This window comes from Streptomyces sp. NPDC000404, from assembly GCF_040300365.1.
GTDB lineage: Bacteria > Actinomycetota > Actinomycetes > Streptomycetales > Streptomycetaceae > Streptomyces > Streptomyces ramulosus.
Genome location: NZ_JBEPDN010000007.1, coordinates 64,954 through 78,410 on the forward strand (window position 1 = coordinate 64,954; position 13,457 = coordinate 78,410).

Annotated in this window: 10 protein-coding genes; 5 read left to right on the forward strand and 5 right to left on the reverse strand. The window is 75.6% G+C overall.

Annotated features, from left to right (window positions below; translation table 11 throughout):
- Nucleotides 1-78: 78 nt before the first annotated feature.
- Complete coding sequence (locus ABT345_RS14855) at nucleotides 79-885, forward strand: SLATT domain-containing protein (RefSeq protein WP_345088722.1); 807 nt, start codon at nucleotides 79-81, stop codon at nucleotides 883-885.
- 55 nt (nucleotides 886-940) lie between these two features.
- Here the strand turns inward: ABT345_RS14855 and ABT345_RS14860 are convergent, their stop codons facing one another.
- The 3 genes from ABT345_RS14860 to ABT345_RS14870 form a co-directional block, all read right to left on the reverse strand.
- The gene (locus ABT345_RS14860) at nucleotides 941-1,591 is read right to left on the reverse strand and encodes a putative DNA-mimic protein (protein WP_345088724.1); all 651 of its coding nucleotides are present in this window, start codon (nucleotides 1,589-1,591) and stop codon (nucleotides 941-943) included.
- A gap of 143 nt (nucleotides 1,592-1,734) precedes the next feature.
- Nucleotides 1,735-2,409: a GntR family transcriptional regulator gene (locus tag ABT345_RS14865; RefSeq protein ID WP_345088726.1), complete on the reverse strand. Its 675-nt coding sequence runs from the start codon at nucleotides 2,407-2,409 to the stop codon at nucleotides 1,735-1,737.
- Between the two features lie 206 nt (nucleotides 2,410-2,615).
- Entirely contained in the window at nucleotides 2,616-3,980 is a 1,365-nt protein-coding gene (locus tag ABT345_RS14870) for an aspartate aminotransferase family protein (protein ID WP_345088728.1), read from the reverse strand.
- A 342-nt stretch (nucleotides 3,981-4,322) separates the two neighbouring features.
- Here ABT345_RS14870 and ABT345_RS14875 point away from each other — a divergent pair, with 342 nt between their 5' ends.
- A complete protein-coding gene (locus ABT345_RS14875; RefSeq protein ID WP_502965932.1) occupies nucleotides 4,323-5,201 on the forward strand; it encodes a response regulator transcription factor in 879 nt (292 codons plus the stop codon).
- Between the two features lie 2 nt (nucleotides 5,202-5,203).
- On the forward strand, nucleotides 5,204-6,625 hold the full coding sequence (locus ABT345_RS14880; RefSeq protein WP_345088730.1) for a sensor histidine kinase: 1,422 nt from the start codon (nucleotides 5,204-5,206) through the stop codon (nucleotides 6,623-6,625).
- A 92-nt stretch (nucleotides 6,626-6,717) separates the two neighbouring features.
- On the opposite strand, the gene ABT345_RS14885 is transcribed toward ABT345_RS14880, so the two are convergent.
- Entirely contained in the window at nucleotides 6,718-7,509 is a 792-nt protein-coding gene (locus tag ABT345_RS14885) for a polyphosphate polymerase domain-containing protein (RefSeq protein ID WP_345088732.1), read from the reverse strand.
- Between the two features lie 662 nt (nucleotides 7,510-8,171).
- Between ABT345_RS14885 and ABT345_RS14890 the strand changes: the two genes are divergently transcribed.
- Complete coding sequence (locus ABT345_RS14890) at nucleotides 8,172-9,638, forward strand: serine/threonine-protein kinase (protein ID WP_345088734.1); 1,467 nt, start codon at nucleotides 8,172-8,174, stop codon at nucleotides 9,636-9,638.
- A 191-nt stretch (nucleotides 9,639-9,829) separates the two neighbouring features.
- Nucleotides 9,830-11,755: a serine/threonine-protein kinase gene (locus ABT345_RS14895; protein WP_417833521.1), complete on the forward strand. Its 1,926-nt coding sequence runs from the start codon at nucleotides 9,830-9,832 to the stop codon at nucleotides 11,753-11,755.
- Nucleotides 11,756-11,986: 231 nt separating this feature from the next.
- Here ABT345_RS14895 and ABT345_RS14900 read toward each other — a convergent pair whose 3' ends face one another.
- Entirely contained in the window at nucleotides 11,987-13,273 is a 1,287-nt protein-coding gene (locus ABT345_RS14900) for an adenylosuccinate synthase (protein WP_345088738.1), read from the reverse strand.
- Between the last annotated feature and the right edge of the window lie 184 nt (nucleotides 13,274-13,457).

Here is a 13,457-nt window from a genome sequence, read left to right on the forward strand (position 1 = left end):
GTAGGAAGGGGTGTTCGCGCATCCGCTTTTCCTACGCACCGGGCGCACCGTACGTAGCCGCAACGAGGGAGTCCACGGTTGAGTCAGCCGGAGATGCAGCCGGAGGGGACGCCCGGGGACGGCGGGCGGGGCCAAGAGCCGCGGCGCGCCTGGCAGCGGGCCGCCGCCCTGCTCGGGTCCCGCTCCCAGGGGCGCGGGCCCGGCGACCTGACCGGCCGGCCCTTCCCGCACGGCGACTGGGGCGAGCCCGCCGACCGGCTGGACGCGCTCTACGCGTGGACGGAGGAGAGCGCGCTGCGCGCCGCCGACTGGTATCTGCGCGACCGGCGCGGCAAGCGGCGCGCGGCGCGGGCGCTGCGCGCCGGGGTCGCCGCCGGGGTCTCGGTGGGCGCCGCGCTGCCGCTGATCGATCTGGCGGGCGGCTGGCACGGCGGGGCGCCCTGGGGGTACGCGGCGCTGCTGATAGCCGCCGTCTGCGGGGGCTGCGACCGGTACTTCGGGGCGACGGCGGGCTGGATGCGGGACGTCGCGACGGCGCAGGCGATCCAGCGGCGGCTTGAGGCACTGCAGTTCGACTGGGCGTCGGAGAGCGTGCGCGAGGTGCTGGGCCCGGCGGAGGGCACGGCGAGCGAGGCGGCGGAGCGCTGTCTGGGGGTGCTGCGCCGCTTCCACGAGGACATCGGGGAGCTGGTGCGGTCCGAGACCGGCGACTGGATGACGCAGTTCCGGGCCGGGTCGGTGCCGCGGACGGACCGGTCGGCGCCGCCGTGGTCCGGGCCGCGGGCCGCGGAGGCGCCCGGGCAGCCGGGCGGCGGGCGGTTCACGCTGCCGCCGGGCGCCCGGCCGAACATGCCGCGGCAGCGGCCGCCGGAGCCGCCGCGCTGACGGCCGACGGAGGCGCGCCCGTCGGCCGGGCGCGCCTCCAAGGCCGGTGGGCGCGTCAGCTGAAGACGATCATGGAGCCCTGGCCGAGGCTGCGGGTCGCGGCCGCGTGCAGGCCGAGCCAGACGTGGCGCTCCCGGGCGAACGGCCCGTCGCCGGCGGGCGGGCTCACCGACCGCTCCTCCAGACCGGTGGGTCCGGACGGCGGCGCGGGCGGGGCCGGCGGGTTCGCCGGATCGATGCCCAGGGCGGGGGCGACCAGTTCGAGGTCGCGCAGGAGTCCGTGGGAGGAGCCCAACGGGCCGCCGCCGTCGAGGAGTTCGTCGGTGGACAGCGGGTGCGGGAAGTCGACCGGGACGTACGCCCCGGCGTGGTCGTAGTGCCAGACCAGGTGCGACTGCTGGGCCGTCTGCTCGAACATCTCCAGCAACTGCTCGTAGTCGCCGCCCAGTTCGTCGACCGGGGTCACCTCCAGGCCGCACAGGCGCAGCAGGTAGGCGCGGCGCAGGAAGTGCAGCGCGTCGTAGTCGAAGCCGGCGACCGGCGCCACGTCGCCGGAGAGGCCCGGCATGTAGCTGAAGACGGGGACCGGTGGCAGACCGGCTTCCGTCAGGGCCTTGTCGTAGGCGGCGATCTCTTCGGAGAAGGGGTTGTCGGGGCTGTGGCACAGCACATCGACGAGGGGTACCAGCCACAGGTCACATGCCACGAGTGAGTGCTCGCTTCCGGTCGGGGCCACTGGCACGGGCGCGCGTGTTGCGAAGGGGGCGGACGGGGTCGGGGACGGGGAGCGTACGGGTGGGGCGGTCCGCGGTGGCGGAGGCTTCGGCCGACGGTCGGGACAGCGTAGTGCTACCCGGGCGTTCCCACGAGGGTGAGGGCGTGCGCGTTGTACTCCGCGATCAGCCGTTGTGCCTCGGCCGGATCGTGCCGGGCGACGGCCTCGGCGAGGGCGCGGTGGCCCTGCCACAGGAGGCCGCGCAGCTCGTGCCGCTCGCGCAGCAGCGGGACGGCGAACATCCAGGTCTGCACCCGGAGGCGGTCCAGGAACTCCCGGATGTACGCGTTGCCGACCAGGCCGCACAGCTCGCGCCAGAAGCGCAGGTCGTAGCCGATGAGGACGTCCAGATCGCCGGCGCGGGCGGCGCGTTCGGCCTCCTCGGCGCGGCGGCGCAGGGAGAGCAGGTCCTCGTCGGGCGGGCGCGGTACGTGGACGCCGGGGCCGCGGAAGATGCCCTCGACGACGAGGGTGCGGGCCTCGACCATGGCGCGGTAGTCGTCGGCGGTGAAGGCGCGCACCCTGAAGCCGCGGTGTTCCTCGACGTCGAGCAGCCCTTGGGCGCAGAGGTCGAGGAGCGCCTCGCGGACCGGGGTGGCGGAGACGCCGTACTGTTCGGCGATCTCCTTCACCGTGAAGCGGTGGCCGCACGGCAGCCGCCCGGCCAGCACCTCGTCGCGCAGCGCATCGGCGATCTGCCGGCGCAAGGTGTTGCGCCGTACGACCGTGCCGGGCCAGTCAGCGGCCATGGTGTCCGTCCGTCCCCTTCGACGACCTGGTGCCGCGCGGCGGGCGGGCGGCCCGTCCACGATAGGCGAGGGCCGTCCTGACCTGGCCGGGGGCCGGTGCGGGGGCGGTTTCGGAGACCGCGCGCACGGGGCGCGTACGGTCCGGGCGCGCGCCTCCCGGCGCAGGGGTGCGGCGGGAGGCGGCGCCCGTGGGGACCGATGTGCCGTCAGACCGTGTGCGCGTCCGCGGTCTCCAGGGCCGTGTCGAGGATCGCCAGGCCCTTCTCGGCCTCGGCGGCGGTCACGGTGCAGGCCGGAACGACGTGGGTGCGGTTCATGTTGACGAAGGGCCACAGGCCGCCGCGCTTGCAGGCGGCGGCGAACTCCGCCATCGGCGCGTTGTCGGCGCCCGACGCGTTGTACGGCACCAGCGGCTCGCGGGTCTCCTTGTTGCGGACCAGCTCGACCGCCCAGAAGGCGCCCAGGCCGCGGACCTCGCCGACGGACGGGTGGCGCTCGGCCATGGCGCGCAGCGCGGGGCCGATGACCGTCTCGCCGATCTCCGCGGCGTTCTCCACGATCCGCTCCTCGGCCATCGCGTTGATGGTCGCGACGGCGGAGGCGCAGGCCAGCGGGTGGCCGGAGTAGGTGAGGCCGCCCGGGTAGGGGCGGGTCTCGAAGGTCGCGGCGATCTCGGCGCTGATCGCGACGCCGCCGAGCGGGACGTAACCGGAGTTGACGCCCTTGGCGAAGGTCAGCAGGTCGGGGGTGACGCCGAAGTGGTCGGCGGCGAACCAGTGGCCGGTGCGGCCGAAGCCGGCCATGACCTCGTCGAGGATGAAGACGATGCCGTGGCGGTCGCAGATCTCGCGGACGCCGGCGAGGTAGCCGGGCGGCGGGACCATGATGCCCGCGGTGCCCGGGATGGTCTCCAGGATGATCGCGGCGACCGTCTGCGGGCCCTCGAAGGCGAGGGTCGCCTCCAGGTGGGCGAGGGCACGCTCGCACTCCTGGGCCTCGTTCTCGGCGTGGAAGGGCGAGCGGTAGAGGAACGGGCCCCAGAAGTGGACGACGCCGGCCGACGCGGTGTCCGAGGGCCAGCGGCGCGGGTCGCCGGTGAGGTTGATCGCGGCGGCGGTGGCGCCGTGGTACGAGCGGTAGGCGGAGAGGACCTTGGCCCGGCCGGTGTGCAGCCGTGCCATGCGGACCGCGTTCTCCACGGCCTCCGCGCCGCCGTTGGTGAAGAAGATCTTGTCGAGGTCGCCGGGGGTGCGCTCGGCGATCAGCCGGGCGGCCTCGGAGCGGACGTCGACGGCGAAGCCCGGGGCGATCGTGCAGAGCTTCGCGGCCTGCTCCTGAACCGCCGCGACGACCTTCGGGTGCTGGTGGCCGATGTTGGTGTTGACCAGCTGCGAGGAGAAGTCGAGGTAGCGGTTGCCGTCGTAGTCCCAGAAGTACGAGCCTTCGGCGCCGGCGACGGGCAGCGGATCGATCAGGCCCTGTGCGGACCAGGAGTGGAAGACGTGCGCGCGGTCGGCGGCCTTCACGGCCGCGCCGGTGGCGGCGGAGGGGGCGGGGGGCGTCGTGGTCACGGTCAGTACCTCGGATCGGTCGCTCGGGTCCGCCGGGGACAGGCGCGGCGAACCTCTTCACCCTAGGGATCACCGCCCGCGCGCCGGTACCGACAGTCTGTACGGCAGCCGGGGCGGGCGCGGACAGTGTGTCGACGTGGGGAGGGGCCGCCGGCGGGGCGGATGAGCCGGGGCGCGCGGGTGCCGGGTGCGCGCCGGGGCCGGGCGGGTGCGCGCCGGGGCCGGGGCGTTCCGCCGTGGCGAGCCGGCGGCCCGCCGCCCGCCGGTCCCGCTCCGCCGCCCGCCGGTTCCGGCCCGCCGCCCGCCGTTTCCGGGGCGCGCGGGGCGTGACACGGTACGTGCATGCCACATCTTCTAGTTGTCGAGGACGATCCCCAGCTGCGCGGCGCGCTGGTGCGGGCGCTGCGCGACCGGGGGCACGCCGTGGCCACCGCGGCGACCGGCATGTCCGGGCTGGACGCCGCCGTCACCGACCGCCCCGACCTCGTCGTGCTGGACCTCGGCCTGCCGGACGTCGACGGGACGCAGGTGCTGCGGATGCTGCGCGCCGTCAGCGACGTCCCGGTGATCGTGGCGACCGCCCGGGACGACGAGCCCGACATGGTCGCGGTGCTGGGGGACGGCGCCGACGACTACATCGTCAAGCCGTTCGGCGCGGCCCAGCTCGACGCCCGGATCAAGGCCGTGCTGCGCCGCCTGGGCACCGCCGAGCCGGAGCCCGCGGTACGGATCGGGGAGCTGGTCCTGGACGCGGCGGCCCGTGAGGTGACGCTGGCCGGGGCGCCGCTGGACCTCACCCCGCGCGAGTTCGACCTGCTGGCGTACCTCGCGCGCCGCCCCGGCCAGGTGGTCTCCCGCCGCGAACTCCTGGCCGAGGTGTGGCAGCAGCCGCTGGGCGGCGCGGACAAGACCGTGGACGTCCATCTGTCCTGGCTGCGCCGGAAGTTGGGCGAGACGGCGCAGCGGCCGCGCTATCTCCACACGGTCCGGACGGTGGGCGTGAAGCTGGCGGCGCCGGACGCGCCCGGGGAGACGGCGGAGCCGGGCGGGACGGAACCCGGCTCCCCGGAAGCGGCGAAGGTCCCGGGCTCTCCCGGCGGGGCGGCGGATGCGGGCTCCCCCGGTGCGGCGGCCCCGGGCGCGGCGGGCGGCGGACCGGGCGGCACGGCGAGCGGCGCGGCGGGCCCCGGCGCGCGGCGGTCCTCGCCCGGCCGGGCGTAGCCGTGCGCCGCTCCATCCTGCTGGTCACCGCGGCGACCACCGCGCTGATCCTCGCCGCGCTCCTCGTCCCGCTGTCGCTGCTGGCGCGCAGCCACGCCGCCGACCGGGCCACCGCCGACGCCACCTCGCGGGCGCACGCGCTCGCCGCCGGGCTCGGCAAGACGCTCGCCGCGGACCCCGGTCCGGCCGCGTCCGACCGGTCCGCCGCGGAGGCGCTGGTCACCGCGGCCAACGGCCCGGGGCTGCCCCGCACCTCGGTGATCCTCGGCAACGGCACCGTCCTGGGCCCCCCGGCGCCAATCTCCGACGCGGTCCGGCTGGCGCGCTACGGGCGGGCGTTCACCTACGAACCGGCCGGCGGCGGGCGCACCGTGCTGCTGCCCGTCCAGGGCGTCGCCGGCGGCACCGCCGTCATCCACATCGCGATCGGCGACGACCGGCTGTACGACGGGACGCTCGCCTCGTCGCTGGGGTTCGCGGGGCTCGGCGCCGGGCTGATGGTGCTGGGGCTGCTCTTCGCCGACCGGCTCGGCGCGCGGCTCGTCGGCGCCACCCGGCGGCTTTCCGCGGTCGCCGACCGGCTGGCCCGCGGCGATCTGACGGCCCGCGCCGAACCGTCCGGCCCGCCCGAACTACGGCTGGTGGCCCGGGAGCTGAACCATCTCGCCGAGCGCATCCAGACCTTCCTGACCGCGGAGCGGGAGAACGCCGCCGACCTCGCGCACCGGCTCCGTACGCCGGTCGCCGCGCTGCGGCTGGACGCCGAGGGGCTGCGGGACCCGGCCGAGGCGGAGCGGATCGGGGCGGACGTGGCGGCGCTGGAGCGGAGCGTCGACGAGGTGATCCGCACCGCCCGCAAGCCGCTGCGGGAGGACCGTTCGGGCCCGCCGCGCGCCGATCTCGCCGCCGTGGTGCAGGGCCGCGCCGCCTTCTGGCTGCCGCTCGCCGAGGACCAGGGCCGCACCCTGGAGTGCACGCTGCCGGGCGGCGGGGTGCCGGTCCGGGCCGAGGAGACGGAACTGGCCGCCGCCGTCGACGCGTTGCTCGGCAACGTCTTCGACCACACGCCGGAGGGCACCGGCGTACGGCTCGCGGTGGTCCGCGCCCCGGATGGCGACGGCGGCCGGCTCACCGTCGAGGACGACGGCCCCGGCTTCCCCGAGGGCCACGTCCCCGAACGCGGCCGCAGCGGCGGCGGCTCCACCGGCCTCGGCCTGGACATCGTCCGCCGCGCCGCCCAGGAGGCGGGCGGCACGGTGGAGTTCGCCCGCGCCCCCGGCGGCGGCGCCCGGGTGACGGCGGCGTTCGGCGGGCAGGAGGCGCGCCCGGAGCGGGGCGCGCGGATCAGGATCCGCGCCCGTACGGGGACGGAATCCGGCGGAGCCGCGGAGCGCGGGGCGCGCCGCCCGGGGTGGGGCGGCTGACGCGGCGGGGCGCGCCGGACGGACGCCCGGTCGCCGCGCCGCTCCTGTCGGTGGGCCGGGCAACGGCCCCGCTCACCGCCCCGTACGCCCCCTCACGCCCGGGCCGGGAACGGCGTCCCCGTGCGCGGTCCGGGGGCGGCGGCGAGATCGGGGCGGAGGGCCGTGAGGGCGCCGCAGTACGTGGTGAGCGGGGCGGCGCGCAGCCCGTAGCCGTGCAGCAGACGGTCGGCCTCGGAGCGCCGGGCGGTGGTCTTCGTCTCGACGAGGACCAGCCCGCCGTCGGCGCGGACGCTGCGGCCGGTGCGGGCGTCCTCGCCGACCAGCGCCACGTCGCAGGTGATGCGCTGGCCGTCGGCGACGAAGGTGGCGCGCTGGTGGTCGGTGGTCAGCGAGGGGTCGAGGTCGGCGGGGGCGTCGATGCCGTAGGCGCGGTCGAGGACGCCGGCCAGGAAGTCGCGCTGACCGGTGCCGAGCGCCGCGTCGTCCGGCAGCAGCGGGCGGCGGTGCTTGACGGTCCGGCCGCCCGAGCCGCTCAGCTTGACCTCGAACTGCCGCTCCCCGGTGTCCCGGTAGAGCCGCTCGCGGACCTTGAAGCGGCCCCCGCGGCCTTGCTGGTGGTCGTGGAAGGAGCGCAGGTCGGGGGTGTCGTAGTAGACGGAGCGGTAGCGGAACCAGCGGCGGCCGTTGATGCAGAGCGCGGCGAACGGGCCGCCGGGGCGGCGCCGGTCGGTCAGCTCGGCGGCGAACTCGGCGAAGACGTCGACCGGCACCAGGTAGCGGCTGTCGTACCGGGCGAGGAGTTCGGCGCGCGCCTGGACGTCGGCGAGCGGAACGGGGCGGGCGCCCATGGCGGCGCGGGCAAGGGCTCGTACGGCGGGGATCACGCGGGTCTCCTTGGCGTTCGTGCGGCGGCGGCCTGCGGTGGGAGCGGGTGGCGGGGGTTCGGGGAGGACGGGGCGGCGGCGTTCCGGGGCGGGCAGACCGCCGGGCGGGGCCTTCCGGTGGCTCGCCCGGACCGGCCCGCCCGGAGAAAGCGCCGCGTACCGGGCCGCATACCCGCTTTCCGGCACCGGGCACCCGACCGGCCGTCCGGATATCGGGACGGAAGCGGGAACGGGAACGGGCCCCTCCCGCAGGGAACGGGGCCCCGGGCGGTGCCGGCCGGGCCGGGGGCGGCGATGGCCGCGCGGACCGGTCCCGTGTGAACCGGTGCCGGTGCCGCTCGCACCGGCCGGCGTCCCTGGCGCTCCATGCCGTCCCTCCTCTCCCGTCGTACGACCGTCCGTGCGGCGGCCCCGTCGGCCGCTCTCCGGTACGCCCCGACGCTAGGCAGCCGCGGGTTAAGCGCGCCCCCTCCCCGGGTTAAGCGCACCCCTCTCCCGGGCGTCCCGCGGCGGAGGGGCACACTCCGTCGGGTGCCTGCCCCGGGCACCGCCGGACGGTCGATATCCTCGGGGCGGCTCCGGGGGTGGCTTCGGGGGAAAGGGCGGCGATCGTGGAACTGCACCCGGGACGCGCGGGACGGCCGGTACGCACCGGTGGGCCGGTGCCGCTCAGGGACCAGGACCCCCGCCGGATCGGCGACTACCGCCTGATCGGGCGCCTCGGGGAAGGCGGCATGGGCCATGTCTACCTGGCCCGCTCGGACCGCGGCCGGACGGTCGCGGTCAAGCTGGTCCGCGCCGAACTGGCGGGCCAGGAGGAGTTCCGGACCCGCTTCCGGCGCGAGGTGCGCGCCGCGCGGCGGGTCGGCGGCGAGTGGACGGCGCCGGTCCTGGACGCCGACACCGAGGCCGAGACACCGTGGGTGGCCACCGGTTACATCGCCGGGCCGTCCCTCCAGCAGACCGTCGGCGGCGGCACCAAGCTGCCCGAGCGGACCGTCCGCATCCTGGCGGCGGGGCTGGCCCGCGCGCTGGAGTCGGTGCACGCCGCGGGCATCATCCACCGCGACCTCAAACCCTCCAACGTCCTGCTGACCCTCGACGGCCCCCGCGTCATCGACTTCGGCATCGCCCGCGCCCTGGAGGCGGTGACCGACCACGGTGTGACCCGCACCGGCGAGGCCGTCGGCTCGCCCGGCTTCATGGCGCCCGAGCAGGTCCGCGGCGACGACCTCACCCCCGCCTGCGATGTGTTCTGCCTCGGCTCGGTGCTGGCGTACGCGGCGACCGGGCGCTCCCCGTTCGGTACGCCGGAGAGCCAGGTGCACGCGGTGATGTACCGCATCGCGGAGTCGGAGCCGGATCTCACCGCGGTGCCCGAGGGGCTGCGCCGGCTGATCTCCGCCTGCCTGGCGAAGGACCCGGCCGCGCGGCCCTCCCCCGCGCAGCTGGTCGCCTGGGCCGAGCGGGACGCGGCGGCGCTCGCCGGCCCGGCGGCGGACGACGAACCATGGCTGCCCGGCGCGCTGGTCGCGCGGCTGGGCCGCGGCGCCGTGGAGCTGCTGGAGGCCGAGCACCCCGAGACCGAGCACCCCGCCGGCGCCGGCCCGGAGGCGGGCCCGGAGCCCGCGCCGGCGCCGCGTCGCCGCCGCCGCGCCGCCACCACCGCGCTGGTCCTCGCCTCCGCGCTGGCGCTGGCCGGCGCCGGGGCGGGCGGTGCGTACTTCCTGCTGCGCAATGACAGCGCGGCGGCGGAGGACAACTCCGCGGCGGGCGGCGGTAGTTCGAGCGGGACGCAGACCACCGGGATCCCGGCGGCGTACCTCGGCACCTGGGAGGTGCCGAGCGACGGTTCGGCGGACGTCCGCCGCTTCACCCTCACCCAGGGCGCGGCCGGGGACACCGTCATGACGATGACCGCGTCCGGCGCCGCCTACAGCTGCACGTTCTCCGCGGTGCTCCGCTCGGCGGGCCCGCCGGTCCAGCTGGGGCCCTCCCGGGTCGTCTCCGGACCGGCCACCAGCTGCCGCCCGGGCGGGCCGAGCACGCTGGAGAAGACCGCCGAGGGGCTGCGCCGCTCCTTCGACGACGGCGGGGCGCCCGCGCTGACGTACCGCAAGGCGCGGTGAGCCGGGCGTCCCGTTTCGCGTGCGGTGGGGGAAATCCGCCGGTCAGCGCGGGTGCCCCGACACCCGTGCGGCCACCGATCGTTCTCCCGTCGTAACGACTTGGCGGCCGGTGTGCGATCCGGGTGCACCTACGCTCGGAAGGGGCGCCGGACGACGGCGGCGGGCACGGCAACGACACGGGAGGCGCCCGGATGGAGGGCCTGCGCGGGCTGATGGCCGGCGATCCGGCGTGGATCGGGGACTACCGGCTGCTCAGCCGGCTCGGCAGCGGCGGCATGGGCCGGGTCTACCTCGCGCGTTCGGAGGGCGGCAGAACCGTCGCGGTGAAGCTGATCCGTACCGAGCTGGCGGCCGAGCAGGAGTTCCGGGACCGTTTCCGGGCCGAGGTGGCGGCCGCCCGCAAGGTCGGCGGCCGCTGGACGGCGCCGGTCCTGGACGCCGACACCGAGGCCGCCGTGCCGTGGGTGGCCACCGGCTACATCGCCGGGCCCACGCTGAGCGAGGTGGTCGGCGGCGGCTTCGGCGGCCCCGGACTGCACGGCCCGCTCCCGGAGTACGCACTGCGCCGCCTCGCCTACGGGCTGGCCTGCGCGCTGATCGACATCCACGGCGTGGGGCTGGTCCACCGCGACCTCAAACCGTCCAACGTCCTGCTGACCATCGACGGGCCCCGCGTCATCGACTTCGGCATCGCCCGGGCGCTGGACGCGGTCGGCGAGCAGACCCAGCCGCGCACGACGGGAACGGTCGTCGGCTCGCCGAGCTTCATGTCGCCCGAGCAGGTCCAGGGGCACCGGGTCGGCCCGGCGAGCGACCTCTTCTGCCTCGGCTCGGTGCTGGCGTACGCGGCGACCGGCCGGGCGCCGTTCGGCAGCATGGACTCCGGTGTGCACGCCGTGATGTTCAAGATCGCGCAGGAGCAGCCGGATCTGGCGGCGGCGCCCGAGGGTCCGGTGCGGGAGCTGATCCGCGCCTGTCTGGCCAAGGAGCCGCGGGACCGGCCGACGCCCGAGGAGATCGCCGCCCGGATAGATCCGCTGCGCGAGGGCGATCCGGCCGCGCCCTGGCTGCCCGCCGGGCTCATCGCCCACCTGGGCCGCCATGCGGTGCGCCTCCTCGACACCGACACCCCGCCCGGCGACCCGCCGCGCACGGCTCCGCTGCCGCCCCGGCACCCCGTCACCGCGGTGGACGCGGAGGCGACCGTACGGCCCGGGCGGCAGACGCCCGCCGGGCCGCCGCCCGTCCCGGACGCGGGCGCGCCGACCGCCGTTCCGGGCGCCACGGCCGTTCCGCAACCGGCGGGCGCGCCCTCCGGTCCGCGTCGTCGGCGGCGTCGGCGGGTGCTGCTGATCGCCGCGGCCGTGTGCGCGCTGGCCGCCGGGGCGTTCGCGCTTCCGGCGCTGCGCGGCGACGACAGCGCGGACGGCGACGACTCCTCCGACATCACCGGCCGCTACGTCGGCGTCTGGGCCGGACCGGTGCTGCGCGACGGGGTGCCCACCGGGCAGCGGCGCCGGTTCGTGATCAGCCACGGCAAGATCGGCGAGGTGGTCGCCAACAGCACCAGCCTCGGCGGGACGTACGAGTGCCGCAGCGACGCCAAGCTGGTCTCCGTCCGGGATCCGGAGAACCGGCCCGCGCTGCGGCTGGACACCGATGTCGTCCGGTCCCTGCCGCCCGGCCGGTGCGCCGCGCTCGGCGAGCACACGCTGCGGCCCGGGCCCGAGGGGACGCTGCGGTGGACGGCGGCGGGCCGCACCGCGACGCTGCGCCGTGTCGCGCCGGCGGCGGAGCGGGTGCCGGACGGCTTCCTCGGCGCGTGGGAGCGGCCGACCGGCGGTGGTTCGACCCAGCGGCTGACGATCACCCGGTCGCCGGTGGGCAGCCAGGTCGCCACGTTCGTCGCCACCGGGCCCGAGGGCACCTGCACCGCCCACGCCGACCTCTACTCCGGAGGGAATCAGCTGGTCATCGGCCCCACGGTGGTCGACCACCGTGGGCCGCAGTGCCGCCCGGGCCACTCCTCCGTACTGCGGCTCACCGGCACCGGCGCTCTCCGCCGCGACTTCCTCGGCCGCGATCTGCGCCCGCGGAACTACTCCCGCGCGAGCTGACCGGCCCGGCCACGAAAGCCGCTGTTTCACGTGAAACGGCAAGCGGGGTGCGGGAGTTGACGTTTCACGTGAAACAGCGGCCGGATCGAAGGGGTTGCCGTTTCACGTGAAACAGCACTCCGGGCAAGGGAGTTGGTGTTTCACGTGAAACGGCCGGGCCGGTGGACGTGGTGCGTCCACCGGCCCGGCCGTTCGCCTCGTCGGGGCGGCCCGCAGGCGGCCCCGCGGGGCTCAGGAGAGGAAGGAGTTGATCTCGATCGTCTCGTCGCGGCCCGGGCCGACGCCGATCGCGGAGATCGGGGCGCCCGACATCTCCTCCAGCGCCTTCACGTACGCCTGCGCGTTCTTCGGCAGGTCGGAGAAGGTCTTGGCCTTGGTGATGTCCTCGGACCAGCCCGGCAGCATCTCGTAGATCGGCTTCGCGTGGTGGAAGTCGCTCTGGCTGTAGGGCAGCTCCTCGACCCGCTTGCCGTCGATCTCGTACGCGACGCAGACCGGGATCTGCTCCCAGCCGGTGAGCACGTCGAGCTTGGTGAGGAAGAAGTCGGTCAGACCGTTGACGCGGGTGGCGTAGCGGGCGATGACCGCGTCGAACCAGCCGCAGCGGCGGTCGCGGCCGGTGGTGACGCCCCGCTCGCCGCCGATGGTGCGCAGCGCCTCGCCGTCCTTGTCGAACAGCTCGGTCGGGAACGGACCGGCGCCGACGCGGGTGGTGTACGCCTTCAGGATGCCGATGACGCGGCTGATCTTCGTCGGGCCGACGCCCGCACCCGTGCAGGCGCCGCCCGCGGTCGGGTTCGAGGAGGTGACGAAGGGGTACGTGCCGTGGTCGATGTCGAGCAGCGTGCCCTGGCCGCCCTCGAAGAGCACGACCTTGTCCTCGTCGAGCGCGTTGTTGAGGATCAGGGTGGTGTCGGCGACATAGCCCTTGATCTTGTCCGCGTAGCCCAGCAGCTCCTCGACGACCTGGCCGGCGTCGATCGCACGGCGGTTGTAGAGCTTGGTGAGCAGCTGGTTCTTGACGTCGAGGGCCGCCTCGACCTTCTGGGTCAGGATCGACTCGTCGTAGAGGTCCTGCACCCGGATGCCGGTGCGGTTGATCTTGTCGGCGTAGGTCGGGCCGATGCCGCGGCCGGTCGTGCCGATCTTGCGCTTTCCGAGGAAGCGCTCGGTGACCTTGTCGACCGTGATGTTGTACGGCGTGATCAGGTGCGCGTTACCGCTGAGCAGCAGCTTGGACGTGTCGACGCCGCGCTCGTTGAGTCCGCTCAGCTCGGAGAGCAGGACCGCCGGGTCGACGACGACGCCGTTACCGATGACCGGGGTGCACCCCGGCGAGAGGATTCCGGAAGGGAGGAGGTGCAGCGCGTACTTCTGGTCGCCCACGACGACCGTGTGACCGGCGTTGTTGCCGCCCTGGTAACGCACCACGTAGTCCACGGACCCACCGAGCAGATCGGTGGCCTTTCCCTTGCCCTCATCACCCCACTGAGCACCGAGCAGCACAAGTGCGGGCACAGGCGTACACCCCTTCCGGGCGGGGCATGTCCAACGTGCGTGGATGGCGTGAGCATGCGGTCGCACGCGGATGTCATCACTGCAGCCGTCGAACCGGTGCCCCGGAATAGACGAAGCCCCTGGCGCAATAGCGCAAGGGGCTCTTGCACCGAGATGCTACCTGAGGAAGGACCGAGGTGTCGGC